Below are 14,171 nucleotides of genomic sequence, written 5' to 3' on the forward strand. Positions count from 1 at the left end.
GGTCCGCAACTGCGCTATCCAGGGTTGAAATACCCCGGCAAACGTAGTTGAGCCCCCCACTCAGCCCCCTCGTCTTTCGCGCCCGCTTGCATGACCCTCGCCTTCGGCTGGGTCAGGGGTTGCTACGCCCGCGACGAAGCCTGGCATTGCCTGCTGCCTCCTCAGCAGCCTCCAGGTGCTGCGAGCAGGCTAACCCCGGCATGGACGAATACGACGTGGGCGCTCCTAAAAATAAAAACAACAACATAGGTAAGATCCATGCATTCGGCATCCAAACCTTTACTGCCCCTTTCCACCCTGTTGGGTGGTTGCATGCTGCCCCTGGTGTGCCAGGCACAACTGATTGAAGACAGCCAGTTGAACCTGGGCGCCCGCAATTTCTACATGAACCGCGACTTCCACGGTGAGGCAACGCCACAAAGCAAGGCGGAAGAATGGGCCCAGGGTTTTACCCTGCGTTACCAGTCTGGCTACACCGAAGGCACCGTGGGTTTTGGCGTTGACGCACTGGGTACACTCGGCCTCAAGCTCGATTCCGGTGGTGGCACGGCCCATACCGGGGCACTGCTGGCCGACCGCGGTGGCGATGTCGCCGATCAATACGGCTCGTTCGGCCTGACCGCCAAAGCCCGGGCCGCCAGCAGCGTATTGAGCATCGGTACCCACGAGCCGCTGCTTCCCGTCGCCTTCAGAAACGATACCCGCCTGCTGCCGCAGACCTTCAAGGGGACGCAACTGGTCTCCAGTGACCTGAAGGATCTTACCCTGACCCTCGGCCAGTTCACGGCGGTACGCCTGCGCAACTCCACGGACTACGAGGACATGAGCATGTCGGCCCTCGCCAGAAACGGCCGCCAGGTCGCAGGCCGGGTCAGCAGCGATCGTTTCAGCTATGTCGGGGCCAGCTACGCCGTAACGCCCGCGCTCAAGGCCAGCTATTTCTACGCCGAGCTCAAGGACAACTATGACCAGCACTACGGCAACCTGACCCATGATGCGCGGCTGACCGACAGCCTCTCGCTGAAATCCGAAGTGCGTTACTTCAACAGCGGCAGCCAGGGCCGGGCTGAGGTGGACAACCGTTACCTGGGGATCATGGAAACCTTCAGCTACAAGGGCCATGCCCTGGGCTTCATCTATCACAACCAGAGCGGGCGCAGCGGCCTGCCCTTTATCAACGGTACCGACCCTTACGGATTCAATACCTCGACCTACAAATCCTTCATCAACGCCGGGGAGGACGCCTGGCAGTTGCGCTACCGCTACGATTTCGCCGCAGCAGGCCTGCCCGGTCTGACGTGGATGAGCCGCTACGTGCAGGGCAACCACTTCAAGATCGGACAACGCAATGGCCGAGAACGAGAATTCGATACCGACCTGGCTTATGTGATCCAGCAAGGTCCGCTGAAAAACCTCGGCCTGCGCTGGCGCAACGTGGTGTATCGCGCCAACTATACGGCCAACGTCGATGAGAACCGGCTGATCGTCGAATACAACCTGAAAGTCTGGTAACCCCCGCCCCCAGCTGCCGGCACTGGCCGGCAGTTGCCTACTCCCGGCTCACGGCCGCCGTGGGCCCCTGGAACTCGTCCGAAACCTTGTCCAGACGCAGGTGCGCTTCGCGGTACTCCCTGGCAAAACGTGCCACCAGAGCCTCGGCTGTCGGTACATGGTCAAGCACACCAATACCCTGGCCACAGCCCCAGATTTCCTTCCAGGCCTTGGGCCGCTGGCGGTCGCTGCCGAAATTCATCTGTGAGGGGTCGCTACTGGGCAGGTTCTCCGGATCGAGCCCTGCCGCCTGCAATGACGGTTTGAGGTAATTGCCATGCACCCCGGTGATCAGGTTGGTGTAGACGATGTCGTCGGCACTCGCCTGGCTGATCATCTGCTTGTAGCCATCCACCGCATTGGCCTCGCGGGTGGCGATAAAGGCCGAACCGATATAGGCCAGGTCAGCCCCCATTGCCTGGGCCGCGAGGATTGAGCTTCCAGAAGCAATCGAACCCGAAAGCAACAGGGGCCCGTCGAACCATTGGCGGATTTCCTGCACCAGGGCAAAGGGCGACAGCGTCCCGGCATGCCCGCCCGCCCCCGCCGCGACTGCGATCAAGCCGTCAGCCCCCTTGTCGATGGCCTTGTGCGCGAATTTATTGTTGATCACATCGTGCAGCACGATGCCGCCGTAACTGTGCACCGCCTGGTTGATCTCGGGGCGCGCACCCAGGGACGTGATGATGATCGGCACCTTGTGCCGCACACAGACCGCCATGTCCTGCTCCAGGCGCTCGTTGGAGCGATGGACAATCTGGTTCACGGCAAAGGGGGCCGAGGGCCGCTCGGGATACAACCGATCATGCTCGGCCAACTCCCGGGTAATGCGTTCGATCCACTGCTCCAACTGCGCCGCAGGGCGGGCATTGAGTGCCGGAAACGAACCGACGATCCCGGCCTTGCACTGGGCGATCACCAGCTCCGGGGTGGAAATGATAAACAGCGGAGCGGCCACCAACGGCAGGCGCAAACGCCGGGACAACACCTCGGGCAAGCTCATGGAGCACCTCCTTTCAGAGCGATCAACATGCTCGTCACCGACGAAATTCGGCAACTGAGCCAGGTCCCATGCGCCTGCCGCTCCAGGGCTGGCGGCACAAGGCGTTTGTTCACTTGGTGGCCAGGGCGATCCCCGGACTGACCCTCGCCGCCCCGGCGGTTCCGGCAGAGAGCAACACCAGCAACCCGGCCAGCAGGTACATGCCGATGCCCAGGTACATGCTCGATACGTGGCCACCGGTATGGCTGTTGATGACCCCGTTGAGCCACGGCGTCACCGCCGGCCCGAGGTTGCCCAGGCTGCTGATCAGGGCAATGCCGGCCGCTGCGGAGGCCACAGACAGGTATTCGCTGACCAGGGCGAAAAACAACGGTGTCGCCGCCTTGATTCCCAGGTACGCCAAAGACAGCGCCGCCACCGACATCACCAGATGACCGTTCAACAGCGTGGTGATGCCCAGGCCGAACACTGCCAACCCCATGCAGCAGACAAAGTGCCAGCGCCGCTCACGGCGTTTGTCCGAGTGCAGACCAATGACGATGGTGCCGACAATGCCGACGATGTTGGGGATAGTGGTGATCAACCCCACCAACAACAGGTCCGCCACACCCCAGCCCTGGATCAGGCTCGGCATCCAGAACACCAGCATGTAGGTGGCCCCCAGGAACATGAAGTACGCCGTGGAAAGCAGGTACACCTTGGGATCGCGAAACATCTGGCCCACGGTGTGCAGGGAGCGGTCCTTGCGGTTCTTCAATTCCTGCGCCAGGTCGTCGCTCAGCAGGCGTTTCTCAGCGGTGCTCAGCCACTTTGCCTGATCCGGGCCATCCTGCAGGTAAAGGAACGCCACCACCCCCAGCACACTGGCCGGTAGCCCCTGGAGCACGAACAGCCATTGCCAGCCATTGAAGCCGGCCACGCCGTTGAGGTACTTCAAGATGCTGCCGGACAATGGCCCGGCGATCAGGCCGGCGCACGCCGCAGCCGTCATGAACAAAGCAATCACCTGGCCACGCCGGGCCGCCGGGAACCAGAAGGTGAAATACAGGATGACCCCAGGGAAAAACCCGGCTTCAAACGCCCCAAGCAAAAACCGCAGCACGTAGAACTGCAGAGGGGTGCGCACGAACATCATCGCCGATGCCACCAGGCCCCAGCAGACCATGATCCGCAGCAGGGTCTTGCGCACCCCGCTGCGCTGCAACATCAGGTTGCTGGGCACTTCGAACAGGAAATAGCCGACGAAGAAAATGCCCGCGCCCAAGCCGTACACCGCGTCGCTGAACGGCAGAGTCTGCTTCATCTGCAATTGTGCGTAGCCGATGTTGACCCGATCAAGGAAGGCAACCATGTAGCACAGCATCAACAACGGCAGCAGGCGCCAGCGGATCCTGGAATACAGCGAGTCGAGCCGAGCAGCATGGGTCGGCAGGGATTGCGGACCTTGGACGTTTATTATTTTTGTTGTCATGGTCATCTCCGGCAGAGTGGGTAATTGCTGGGACGGGGGGATCGGTGCTCAGGTGCCCGCAGTTTCACGCTCCTGCAGCAGGCGCCACATGACTTTGCCCGAGCCGGACTTGGGCAGGCTTTCGACGAATTGCACCTGGCGCGGCACCTTGTAGGCCGCCATGTGTTCACGGGACCAGTCGATGATCTGCTGCTCGGTGGTCTGGCCCCGAGCTTCGCTGCGCAGGACCACCAGCGCCTTGACGCTCTCGCCCCGGTAGGCGTCCTGGCTGGAGATGATGCAGGCCTCGTGCACCGCCGGATGCTTGAACAGCAGGGCTTCCACCTCGGCCGGCCAGACCTTGAAGCCGCTGGAATTGATCATCCGCTTGAGCCGGTCGGTGAGAAAAAAGTAGCCCTCTTCATCCATATGCCCCAGGTCGCCGGTGCGGAAAAACCGCTGCCCCTCCAACTCGATAAAGGCCGCCGCCGTAGCCTCGGGGTTGCGCCAGTAGCCCTGGAACAGCATCGGCCCACGACTGACGATTTCCCCGACCTCGCCGGGTTCGAGCTCGCGCAGGGTATTGGGGTCGACCACCCGCGAATCGACGCCGAAGAACGGCATGCCCAGGCACTGCAGCTTGGCCCGTTCGGGTGGGTTGCCATGGGTGGCCGCTGCGGTTTCGGTGAGCCCGTAGCCTTCGAGGAAGGTCAGCCCGAACTCCTGTTGCAGGCGCTCGGCCACGGCCTGGGGCATCGCCGCCCCGCCACCGTTGATATGAACCAGCCCGCCCAGGCCGAAATCCTTGTAGTTGGGGCTGCCGAACAGGTCGATGACCATGGTTGGAATGCAGGTCCAGTGGGTGACCTGGTGCCGCGAAATCAGGCGCCCGGCGAGCTCCCGGTCCCAGCGCGGCAGGATCACCGTGCTGGTGGCATCGAACACCGCGCGCAGGACAAAACACACCAGGCCGGTGATATGGAAAAACGGCACCACGCCCAACCCCACTGAGGCCACCGTGGACTGGGTCCAGCAGCCGGTGACGGCATTGCTCATCAAGCTGCGGTGGCTGTGCATGCAGCCTTTGGGATGGCCAGTGGTGCCTGAGGTGTATTGCAGCATCGCCAGATCGTCCGCCTCGGCGGTGTGCGGACCGAGGGGCCAGGCCTGGTCGAGGATCTCGCTCCAGCGCAGGCAGGCTGCGGGCAATGCCGGCTCAGCGCGCAGCCAGGCATCGGTGGCCTCGGCAGCAAGCTCGGCCGGGTCCATGGCGGAGACAGGCGGCATCGCGTCGCTGTAATGGGTCACCAGCACCTGCCGCAGGCGTTCGTGAGGTTCAAGGGTTGATTGGGCGGCCTGCACGGTCGCCGCCAGGTCGGCGGCGCAGATCACCACCTGTGCCTGGGCGTCCTGCAATTGGTAGGTCAACTCCTCCATCTTGTTCATCGGGTTGACCGGCACCACCACCGCATTCGCCCGCAGGATGGCGTAATAGGCAACGACGAATTGCGGGCAGTTCTGCAGGTACAGCGCCACCCGATCACCAGCCTTGACCCCCACGCGTTGCAGCCAGCCGGCCACGGCCTGCGCCTGGGCCTGCAAGGCGCTGAAACTCAGGGGCTGGCCAAAAAACAGGTAGGCGGTCTTGTCCGGGTAGCGCCGCGCAGACACCTCCAGGTTGAACCACAGGGAAGTGGCCGGGACCGATAACGCGTGTGGCAGGCGTTTAGGCCAGACGCGTTGGTGGGGGCGCACGCTGCTGATAGTGGGCATCGAGACTCCTTGACTCCGAAGGTGATCAAGCACGAGTTGCGCTGGCAGGGGCTCTTGCGGATGTCCCCCGAGCGGCCTGGATCAGGGCCGGCAACGCTTGCGCGACCTGGCGCCTGGGCCCTGTTCGCGGCTTGCCGGCGCTGAACGCGATAAGGCAGGCACAGGTCGCAGTGGCCGTCACATCAGGGCCGATCCTGCCCCATGACGCAATCCTATTTCAATCTTTTTTATTTCGCACTGCGGAATATGGTTCCATATATCTCATGAAATAATTAGATTCATCCGCTTAACTGGACTTAAATAGACCTTTGCGAAACACCGTACAGCCATCGCTGGCACGGGAAGCAACCCTTGATTCCTGTCTCACTGACTGACCCACACGAGCTATCGCCCATGACCGCCGTTCATCCGCAACTACCGCAGCAAGACCCCTTCAACGGTTTTTCCGCCCATATCGGCCTGGTCCTGCACGAGTACAGCCAGGCGCAAACCATCATCGGCTTCACCGTGCAGGCCCATCACCTGAACCGGGCCGGCAACCTGCACGGCGGAGTGATCGCCTCACTGGCGGACTCGGCCATGGGCATGAGCGGAACCTGGCACGCCGTCCCCGCCCAGCGGCGACTGGCCCTGACCCTGTCGCTGAACATCATCTACATGGCTGCAGCCGCCCCCGGGACCGAGGTCCGAGCCGTGGCACGGACCCGGGGCGGTGGCGCCAAGATCTTTATGGCAACCTGCGACCTGCTCGACGTCGAAGGGCAATTACTCGCGAGCGCAGAAGGGGTTTTCAAGCGCGGGCGCCTGGCGCCGGATGGCGACTGAGGCGGTTGCGCGGCGCGCGTGCAGACAAGCCCAATACAAGCGCCTGCCACGCACCTGCGAAACCGGGTTTCGACAGGGAATCGGCGATGTCAATTCAAGCGGTTCCGCGCTACCATTTTTCAGTTGAATTTCACGAACCTGCTGTGTGGTCACTCGGGTCTGTAGGAAAACTTGCCGAGCAAAGATCAGGCAAGGCAAAAACAGGCGAGGAAGCGCAGTGTAGAGGCCTACATGAGCATTCTGAGCGTGTTTTTAACGCAGCATGATCGAAGCGCAGGTAGTTTTCGTGCAGACCCTAGGCACTGGACCGGCACCAGCCCCCATCGGATACGCCTATGCACGACCAGAACGATTCCCCGGAAAAAGACCCCAAGGACCGCAAGTTCGTCGAGGCCCTGGCCCGTGGCCTGGAAGTCCTGCGGGCCTTTACCCATGGCCATGCGGTGCGCGGCAACCAGGACATCGCACGCATTACCGGGCTGCCGAAACCGACGGTTTCGCGCCTGACCTACACCCTGACGCAACTGGGCTACCTCAAGTACAACCAGGACCTGGAGAAGTACCAGCTCGACTCCGCCGTGCTGGCCCTCGGGTACGCCTACTCCGCCAGCCTGCGGGTGCGCCAGCTCGGCAAGCCGTATATGGATGAGTTCTCGCGTCGGACCAACACCACCGTCAGCCTGACCTGCCGCGATCGGCTGTCGATGATTCACGTCGACAGCAGCCGCCCGCCGGAAGTCGCCAGCCTGCGCATGGAGCCCGGCGTACGCCTGCCCCTGGCCACCAGCGCCGCCGGGCGTGCCTACCTGGCCGCCACGCCGAAAAACGAGCGCGACCATCTGTTGGGGGAAGTGGCGAAAAAGGCCGGCGACGAATGGCCGGCCCTGGAAAAATCCCTGGAAGCCTCGTTCCGCGAATACGAGTCCCTGGGTTTTTGCCTGTCCCTGGGCGAGTGGGACCGCAACGTCAATGGCGCCGGCGTACCGCTGCACCTGGCAGACGGCAGCATCATGGCCCTGACCTGCGGTGCCCCGAGCTTCCAGCTGTCGAGCGAGAAACTCGAAAACTCCCTGGCCCACCAACTGGTGATGCTGGCCCGGGACCTGGAAAGCCTCGGCGTGTAAACCCGGGCCCAGGCCGATGACCAGGGACGTCGCCCTGGTCATCGGCCTCGACGCTTACAGGCTGGGAAACGCGAACTGCGTGGATTCCTGAGTGGCCGCCTTCGGCCAGCGCTGGGTAATGGCCTTGCGTCGGGTGTAGAAACGCACGCCATCGGGGCCATAGGCATGCAGGTCGCCGAACAGCGAGCGTTTCCAGCCGCCAAAGCTGTGGTAGGCCACCGGCACCGGCAAGGCCACGTTGATCCCGACCATGCCGACTTCGATCTGATCGGCAAACAGCCGCGCCGCTTCGCCATCCCGGGTGAAGATGCAGGTGCCATTGCCGTATTCGTGCCCATTGATCAGGGCGATGCCCTGCTCCAGGCTCGCCACCCGCATCACGCACAACACCGGGCCGAAGATTTCGTCGCGGTAGATGCTCATCTGCGGCGTGACCCGGTCGAACAGGCAACCGCCGATAAAAAAGCCCTGTTCATGCCCCGGCACTTGCAGCCCGCGACCGTCAGCCAGCAGCTCGGCACCCTCCTCGACCCCGGCGTCCACATAGGCACTGACCTTGGCCAGGTGCGCAGCCGTCACCAACGGCCCCATGTCCAACCCTGGGGATGTGCCCGGGCCGATTTTCAATGCCGCAATCTGTGGCAGCAGGCGCTGGATCAAGGCATCCGCCACCTGATCGCCGACGCACACCGCCACCGAGATCGCCATGCAGCGCTCGCCGCAGGAACCGTAGGCCGCGCCCATCAACGCCCCGACCGCACTGCCCAGGTCAGCATCGGGCATCAGCAGCGCGTGGTTTTTCGCCCCGCCCAGGGCCTGGACGCGCTTGCCGCGCCGGGTGCCCTCGGCGTAGATGTACTCGGCGACCGGGGTCGAGCCGACAAAGCTCAGGGCCTTGACCTGTGGCGCTTGCAGCAGCGCATCCACCGCTTCCTTGTCGCCGTGCACCACGTTGAGCACGCCCTTGGGCAGGCCCGCCTGGTTCAACAGCTGGGCGATCAGCAGGGTCGAGCTGGGATCGCGCTCCGAAGGCTTGAGGATGAAGCAGTTGCCACAGGCGATGGCCAGGGGGTACATCCACAACGGGACCATGGCCGGGAAGTTGAACGGGGTGATCCCGGCCACCACACCCAGGGGCTGGAAATCTGACCAGCAATCGATGGCCGGCCCGGCGTTGCGGCTGTATTCGCCCTTGAGCAGCTCCGGGGCGCCACAGGCGTACTCGACGTTTTCAATGCCGCGCTTGAGCTCGCCCAGGGCGTCTTCCAGGGTCTTGCCGTGCTCCAGGCTGATCAGTTGCGCGATGGCTTGCTGATGCTCTTCGAGCAACTGCTTGAAACGGAACAGGACCTGGGCGCGCTTGGCCGGCGGTGTGTCGCGCCACCCCGGGAAAGCCGCCACGGCCGCCTCTACCGCCAACTGCACGGTGGCGCTGTCGGCCAGGGTCAGTTGGGCGATGCTGGCGCCGGTGGACGGGTTGAAGACCGCGACCTGGCGCGTGCCCCCAGCCAGGAGTTGGCCATTGATCAAATGTTCGATGCTCATGCTCGGTACAACCTCGCTGAAGCGGGCGCCGTGGCGCCCGGAAAATTAATGGCTGAGGGCCGCCTGGACGGCGATCTCGACCAGGATGTTCTCGGCCGCCAGGCTCGATTCCACGGTGGCCCTGGCCGGCAGTGCGTCTTCCGGTACCCAGGCATCCCAGGCGGCGTTCATCTGGGCGAAGTCCTGCACCGCGTGCTTGAGCCAGACCTGGGCGAACAGGATGCGGCTCTTGTCGCTGCCGGCTTCGGCCAGCAGTTCGTCGATGCGGGCCAATACCTGGCGGGTCTGGCCCTGGACATCCTGGCTGCGGTCGGCGGCGACCTGGCCGGTGACGTAGACGATGCCGTTGTATTCCACGGCGTGGCTCAGGCGTTTGCCGTTGGGCTGGTAGCGTTTGATGGTCATGCTGGCCTCTCTTCAGGGGTCGGTGCGGCCGAGGTATTCGACCGGTTTCAAGAAATCGCGGGCGAACGAAACCCGTGACGGCGATCAATCGCCGTCGGGCAGGTTCAGTTCACAGGTTCAGGCAGCGGCCACCCCGGCGGGCGGCCGTCAATCAGCCAGGCATGCGCCGCAGGCTGCGGGCCGCACTGGAAATGGCACGGGCGGCATTGATCACCTTGGGTGCCAGTTCGCGCCGGGCGTCCTCGAGGTTCCAGCGGCTGAACGGCACCGCCACGTTGACCGACCCCAAGGGGTAGCCGGCGGCATTCACCACCGCTGCCGCGACGCTGATATCACCGGCGTAGTACTCCTCGTTGGCGTAGGCATAACCTTCAGTGCGTGCCTGCTCGATCACCGCCTGCAGTTGCCCGAGGTCGGTCACGGTGTTGGCGGTGTAGGCCTGGCGGTTGGACTGTTCGAGGATCGCACCGGACTCCGCCGCCGGCAGCGCCGACAGGTAGGCGCGCCCCGCCGCCGTGCAGTACATCGGCAGGCGCCGGCCCAGGGGAATATGCAGCGAGATCTGCTTGTGGCTGGGGAAGCGCGCCACGTAGAGCATGTCCAGGCCGCAGGGCTCCAGCAGGTTGCAGCTCTCTTCGATATCGCGGTTGAGTTCATGCAGGTACGGGTTGGCGCGCTCGATCAGGTCGCTGGTCTGCAAGTATCCGGTGCCCAGGTCCAGGGACATGGGGGTCAGCCGGTAGCGCTTGGTGTCCGGCTCCTTGCACAGGTAGCCCAGGGCCTCGAGGGTGAACAAGGAGCGTTGCACCGTGCTCTTGTTGAGCCCGGTGGCCTCGGCGATTTCCGCCGGGCTCATGCTCGGCTGCCCGGCGCGGAAGATCGCGATAATGGCCAGCCCCTTGGACAGCGCAGTGACAAACAGCGGGGATTCTTCAGGTGTGGTCATCAGGCAACAAATCCTTGATTGAGTGTGACTGCCGCGTCTGGGGCGCGGCTAAAAGCCGGACAGTGTGCAGGATACTGGCTGCCCGCGTTCATTCGAAGTGGCTCAGGACAATTCCCGGTTCGAGCACTGGGCAATTGCGTTGAAAACGGTCGACCGCGAACGGCTGCATGCGCTCGTCCACCACCCCGGTGACCAGCGCCCTGGCCAGCAACTCGCCAGCGGCCGGCGCGCCGGCATGGCCATAACACCAGCCGGCGCTCAGGTGCAGCCCGCCCAGGTGGGGGTGGGCGCCGAGCAGCGGCCCGAAGTCCTTGGAGATATGCACCAGCCCGGCCCATTGGCGCAGGATCCGCGCCGCCCCCAGTTGCGGGAACATTTCGGCGTAGGCCTTGGCCGTGGCGGCCATCACCGGCACGTCGGCGCCGAGGCTGACTTGCGGGCGCTCGGCCACTTCGGCGCCGCCCACCACTTCGCCACGGGCGGTCTGGTGCATGTAGCAAAGGCGGTCGAGCAAGGCCACCGCCGGGCCGATCAGGGCCCGGGTCGGCTCCAGGGCCATGGCCTCCAGGCGCATCGGGTAGCCTTCCAGCGGCACCCCGGCCATGTCCGCCAAGGCATTGCTCTGGGCGCCGCCGGCCAGGACCAGGGTGTCGCAGGCAATCCGCTGCTGGCCGACCCACACCCCTTCCACCTGGCCGTCGCGACGGTCGATGGCGCTGACTTCGGTGCGATAGCGCACATCCACTCCCCGGGCCTGACAGGCCTTGAGGTAGCCGTGCATCGCCGCATGATGCGGCGCCACCCCGCTGTCGGGCAGGTGCAACGCGGCGCTGACCCGTTCATGGGCCAGGGCCGGCAGAACCTTGCGCAAGCGCCCGGGGCTGAGCATTTCCGAGTCGATGCCGCAGTCACGGTGGACCTGCAGCGTGCGCTGCAGCAACTGGGCAGTGGCCTCGCGCTCGCCGACCATGGTGTAGCCGCGGCGGGAGAACATCACGTTCTGCCCCAGGCGCTTGGACAGCCCCAGCCACAGGCAGTTGGAGTGGGCGAAAAAGCGCGTCCATTCCGGCGAACTGAAGGCTCCGCGGATCAGCGTGCCGTTGCGCCCGGAAGCCCCGCCCTGCCAGTAGCCGGCGTCGAGCACCAGGATGTCGCGCACCTTGAGCTCGGCCAGGTTGAACGCCAGGGCCAGGCCCTGGATGCCGCCGCCGACAATCACCACCGACGCCTGGCGCGGCAGCTTGCTTGATTCCGTCATTGCAAAGGCTCCACCACATCCACCAGCCCCGCCGCCTGGGCCACGGTCAGGCTGCGCCTGGGTGGGCGCAGGGTCGGTCGGGCCAGGGCCTGCAACGGCAGACCGCTGCGGGCGCTGACAAAGGCGCGCAAGGCATCCCAGCACGGCTGTCCCTGGCACGGGCCCATGCCGCAGGAGGTCAGGCGCTTGATCACTTCCAGGTCGACGATGCCCTCATCGATCAGCGCCGCGACCTCCTTGCCTGACACGTCCATGCAGGGGCACAGCAGCAGCGGCTCAAGATCACTGACCGGCAATACCTGGTCGGCCCGCGCCGCGCGGCCGATGCGCTGGAAGCGACTGTTGCCGCTGCGCAACTGGCCCAGGCCGTGGGCCGCGCTCTGAAATTCCAGGCTGGCCTCCTGCAACCAGGGGCCGACGTGCACCAGGGCATCACAGACAATCGGCTGCTCGAACATGACGCTCTCCACCGCATGCCGGCCCTTGATGCAACACAAGCCCTCCAGGCTCTTGACCGCCACCACCGTCACCCCGAGCTGACGCAGGCGTTCGGCGACCTGGGTTTCCTGGCCGGTGCCGGCGACCACTACCGCGCGCCCTGGTGCCACTGCGCACTCATGGGCCAGGGCCAGGGCGCAGCGGGCGTCCATCACCCCCGGTAGCCAGGCCCCCGGCACCAACGGCGGACAACTGCGGCTGCCGGTGGCCAGCAGCACCTCGCCGGCACTCAGGGCCACGGCACCCTGGCTCGGGTCCTGGGGCGCGGCCAACAACAAGTCGCCGTCGCGATAGGCGCCAAACACCTCGACCCCGTACAGGGTGCGCACCGCCGCCACCACCTCGGGCACCCGCTGCCCGGCCGCCTGCAACCCGCGCCCAGGACCAGGGCCACGGGACACCAGCAACACATCCCGCCCCTGCTCGGCCGCCGCATTGGCCGCCGCGCACCCGGCAGGGCCGGCGCCAATCACCAGCACCTCGCAGCTCAGGGCCCGCCCCTGGGGCAATATCTGGCCCGCCAGGCGCGCACGGTCTGCCGGCCGGGCTACGCCGGCCAGGAACGCGAGCAGGGCTTCCCACACCTGAAACAGCCGGTTGCCACTGGGGATCAGGTTGCTGTGCTCGAAGCCGCCCTGGATCCAGCCCGACGGGATCCAGCGCGCCAGTCGCAACAGGTCGAAGCCGGGGCTGGGCCAGCAATTCTGCATCTCGGCCCGCAGCCCGGCGCGCACCCGGACCTGATCCAGGCGCACATTGGGCACGCCATCGACCCGCGCCAGCACGCCATTCACGTAACTGCCCGACAGGCCCATGGGCCGGTGCGACTTGCGGGTCCAGGCCAGGGTGCGAACGCCGTTGGCCAGCAAGGCCGCGGCCAGGTGCTCACCCGGCCGGCCCTGCAGAGCGTGACCGTTCCAGAAAAACTCCACCGCCTGCTGCGCACCGTGGGCCAGGCGCGGACACGGCCGGCTCATGGCTGCGCCCTCTTCTTGGCCCGGCTCTGGGCCGTGAGGCTGATGGCCAGCATGATGATCGAGAGCAGGGTCATCAGCGTCGCCACCACCGCGATCACCGGGTCGATTTCCGAACGCAGCGAACTGAACATCTTGCGGGTCAGGGTCGAGGTGTCGCCGCCGCTGATAAACAGCGAAATCACCGCCTCATCCAGGGACACGGCAAAGGCGAACATCGCCGCGCCGATCACCGAAAAACGGATCTGCGGCAGGGTCACGTCAAAGAACGCCCGCAGCCTGGTGGCGCCGAGGATGCACGCCGCGTGTTCCTGGGTCATGTCATAGGAACGCAGCCCGGCCTCGACGTTGATGATCACGTAGGGCAAGGCCACCAGGGTATGGGCCAGCACCAGGCCGAACAGGGTGTTGTTCAGCTCCAGCCGCGCATAGACGAAGAACAGGCCGATGGCGGTGAAGATCACCGGCACGATCATCGGTGCCAACATCAGCCCGCGCAGCAGCGCGGTGAAGCGCTTGCCACTGACATGCAGGGCATAGGCCGCCGCCGTGCCGAGGCTGGTGGCGATGAGCATGGTCAGGGTCGCGGTGAACAGCGAGATCCGCGTCGCACTCTGCCACTCAAGGGAGCCGAAGTAATTGAGGTACGACTGCCAGCCCAGGGACTTGGGCGGGAAGCTCAGGTAGCGCGCATCCGACAGCGACATCGGCAGCACGATCAGGGTCGGCGCAATCAAAAACACCATCGCCAGCAGCATGAACAGGTAGAGCCAGCTGCGCTTGGCCTCGCGGACCAGGTTTCGGGATAGACGGGACATG

General features: G+C 64.8%; 12 protein-coding genes. 3 read left to right on the forward strand and 9 right to left on the reverse strand.

Annotation, left to right across the window (positions count from 1 at the left end):
- Positions 1-258 precede the first annotated feature (258 nt).
- Positions 259-1,512: an OprD family porin gene (locus JFU57_RS25725; RefSeq protein WP_242487406.1), complete on the forward strand. Its 1,254-nt coding sequence runs from the start codon at positions 259-261 to the stop codon at positions 1,510-1,512.
- Between the two features lie 37 nt (positions 1,513-1,549).
- Here JFU57_RS25725 and JFU57_RS25730 read toward each other — a convergent pair whose 3' ends face one another.
- The 3 genes from JFU57_RS25730 to JFU57_RS25740 all read right to left on the reverse strand — a co-directional run bounded on the left by JFU57_RS25730 (position 1,550) and on the right by JFU57_RS25740 (position 5,777).
- Positions 1,550-2,554, reverse strand: coding sequence for an NAD(P)H-dependent flavin oxidoreductase (locus JFU57_RS25730; RefSeq protein WP_201131221.1), 1,005 nt, complete (start codon positions 2,552-2,554; stop codon positions 1,550-1,552).
- Between the two features lie 109 nt (positions 2,555-2,663).
- The gene (locus JFU57_RS25735) at positions 2,664-4,025 is read right to left on the reverse strand and encodes an MFS transporter (protein WP_078469056.1); all 1,362 of its coding nucleotides are present in this window, start codon (positions 4,023-4,025) and stop codon (positions 2,664-2,666) included.
- Positions 4,026-4,073: 48 nt separating this feature from the next.
- Entirely contained in the window at positions 4,074-5,777 is a 1,704-nt protein-coding gene (locus JFU57_RS25740) for a long-chain fatty acid--CoA ligase (RefSeq protein ID WP_201131222.1), read from the reverse strand.
- Between the two features lie 393 nt (positions 5,778-6,170).
- Here JFU57_RS25740 and JFU57_RS25745 point away from each other — a divergent pair, with 393 nt between their 5' ends.
- Positions 6,171-6,602 (forward strand): PaaI family thioesterase, encoded by a 432-nt coding sequence (locus JFU57_RS25745; RefSeq protein ID WP_201131223.1) that lies wholly within the window; start codon positions 6,171-6,173, stop codon positions 6,600-6,602.
- 335 nt (positions 6,603-6,937) lie between these two features.
- Complete coding sequence (locus tag JFU57_RS25750) at positions 6,938-7,726, forward strand: IclR family transcriptional regulator (protein WP_020299389.1); 789 nt, start codon at positions 6,938-6,940, stop codon at positions 7,724-7,726.
- Positions 7,727-7,780: 54 nt separating this feature from the next.
- On the opposite strand, the gene JFU57_RS25755 is transcribed toward JFU57_RS25750, so the two are convergent.
- The 6 genes from JFU57_RS25755 to JFU57_RS25780 all read right to left on the reverse strand — a co-directional run bounded on the left by JFU57_RS25755 (position 7,781) and on the right by JFU57_RS25780 (position 14,170).
- Positions 7,781-9,271, reverse strand: coding sequence for a CoA-acylating methylmalonate-semialdehyde dehydrogenase (locus JFU57_RS25755; RefSeq protein ID WP_078469053.1), 1,491 nt, complete (start codon positions 9,269-9,271; stop codon positions 7,781-7,783).
- 45 nt (positions 9,272-9,316) lie between these two features.
- Positions 9,317-9,676: a RidA family protein gene (locus tag JFU57_RS25760; RefSeq protein ID WP_078469052.1), complete on the reverse strand. Its 360-nt coding sequence runs from the start codon at positions 9,674-9,676 to the stop codon at positions 9,317-9,319.
- A 151-nt stretch (positions 9,677-9,827) separates the two neighbouring features.
- The gene (locus tag JFU57_RS25765) at positions 9,828-10,622 is read right to left on the reverse strand and encodes an IclR family transcriptional regulator (protein WP_078469051.1); all 795 of its coding nucleotides are present in this window, start codon (positions 10,620-10,622) and stop codon (positions 9,828-9,830) included.
- 88 nt (positions 10,623-10,710) lie between these two features.
- On the reverse strand, positions 10,711-11,880 hold the full coding sequence (locus tag JFU57_RS25770) for an NAD(P)/FAD-dependent oxidoreductase (protein WP_242487408.1): 1,170 nt from the start codon (positions 11,878-11,880) through the stop codon (positions 10,711-10,713).
- Positions 11,877-13,355, reverse strand: a complete 1,479-nt coding sequence (locus JFU57_RS25775; RefSeq protein WP_201131224.1) for a 2Fe-2S iron-sulfur cluster-binding protein — start codon at positions 13,353-13,355, stop codon at positions 11,877-11,879. The genes JFU57_RS25770 and JFU57_RS25775 overlap by 4 nt, the downstream gene beginning before the upstream one ends.
- Positions 13,352-14,170: an ABC transporter permease gene (locus JFU57_RS25780; RefSeq protein ID WP_020299019.1), complete on the reverse strand. Its 819-nt coding sequence runs from the start codon at positions 14,168-14,170 to the stop codon at positions 13,352-13,354. Before JFU57_RS25780 ends, JFU57_RS25775 begins: the two co-directional genes overlap by 4 nt.
- Position 14,171 lies beyond the last annotated feature (1 nt).

This window comes from Pseudomonas sp. TH07, assembly GCF_016651285.1.
Taxonomy (GTDB): domain Bacteria; phylum Pseudomonadota; class Gammaproteobacteria; order Pseudomonadales; family Pseudomonadaceae; genus Aquipseudomonas.

Coding starts and splice junctions, on each gene's coding strand:
- JFU57_RS25775 (WP_201131224.1), bottom strand. CDS start 13,355: ATGAGCCGGCCGTGTCCGCGCCTGGCCCACGGTGCGCAGCAGGCGGTG.
- JFU57_RS25750 (WP_020299389.1), top strand. CDS start 6,938: ATGCACGACCAGAACGATTCCCCGGAAAAAGACCCCAAGGACCGCAAG.
- JFU57_RS25755 (WP_078469053.1), bottom strand. CDS start 9,271: ATGAGCATCGAACATTTGATCAATGGCCAACTCCTGGCTGGGGGCACG.
- JFU57_RS25780 (WP_020299019.1), bottom strand. CDS start 14,170: ATGTCCCGTCTATCCCGAAACCTGGTCCGCGAGGCCAAGCGCAGCTGG.
- JFU57_RS25730 (WP_201131221.1), bottom strand. CDS start 2,554: ATGAGCTTGCCCGAGGTGTTGTCCCGGCGTTTGCGCCTGCCGTTGGTG.
- JFU57_RS25745 (WP_201131223.1), top strand. CDS start 6,171: ATGACCGCCGTTCATCCGCAACTACCGCAGCAAGACCCCTTCAACGGT.
- JFU57_RS25770 (WP_242487408.1), bottom strand. CDS start 11,880: ATGACGGAATCAAGCAAGCTGCCGCGCCAGGCGTCGGTGGTGATTGTC.
- JFU57_RS25765 (WP_078469051.1), bottom strand. CDS start 10,622: ATGACCACACCTGAAGAATCCCCGCTGTTTGTCACTGCGCTGTCCAAG.
- JFU57_RS25725 (WP_242487406.1), top strand. CDS start 259: ATGCATTCGGCATCCAAACCTTTACTGCCCCTTTCCACCCTGTTGGGT.
- JFU57_RS25760 (WP_078469052.1), bottom strand. CDS start 9,676: ATGACCATCAAACGCTACCAGCCCAACGGCAAACGCCTGAGCCACGCC.
- JFU57_RS25740 (WP_201131222.1), bottom strand. CDS start 5,777: ATGCCCACTATCAGCAGCGTGCGCCCCCACCAACGCGTCTGGCCTAAA.
- JFU57_RS25735 (WP_078469056.1), bottom strand. CDS start 4,025: ATGACAACAAAAATAATAAACGTCCAAGGTCCGCAATCCCTGCCGACC.